This window comes from Paraburkholderia sp. SIMBA_027, assembly GCF_046535315.1.
GTDB lineage: Bacteria > Pseudomonadota > Gammaproteobacteria > Burkholderiales > Burkholderiaceae > Paraburkholderia > Paraburkholderia tropica.
The window spans coordinates 1-337 of record NZ_JAWRWY010000239.1 but is presented as its reverse complement, the minus strand read 5'-3'; the positions used below and the strand labels follow the sequence as shown (position 1 = coordinate 337).

At 60.8% G+C, this 337-nt stretch carries 1 protein-coding gene; it reads right to left on the bottom strand.

Features of this window, described 5'->3' with window-relative positions; all coding sequences use genetic code 11:
- The coding region (locus tag SB764_RS38935; RefSeq protein WP_410866602.1) for a bifunctional hydroxymethylpyrimidine kinase/phosphomethylpyrimidine kinase at positions 1 to 337 on the bottom strand (337 nt) is incomplete at both ends.

The window sequence follows — 337 nt, the reverse complement described above, 5'->3', positions numbered from 1 at the left end:
GTAAATCGCCTCCAATTCAGGTAGCGCTTCCTGCCACAGAACATTGGCAAACTCCCCCCGCTGGAGCCCTGTGTGGAGATGGTGGAAGTGGTGCACAGGGCCTTTCCCGTGGCCTACTCCGAGCACGTCGGACGTAGCCAACGCCTGAAGCAACCATGGTTTCACTTCGCGCAGGGAGGCCTCCCAGTTACCGGTGCGGACCTGGACTGTGGCTAATGCCGATGACAGCGAGCATCCGGTCCCGTGGCTGTTTTCTGTCTCCACCCTGGCGCCGGCTACTTCGATGACGTCTTGGCCGAGGAGACCTGTGGTGTTAACCAGGGCGTCGGGGCATTCA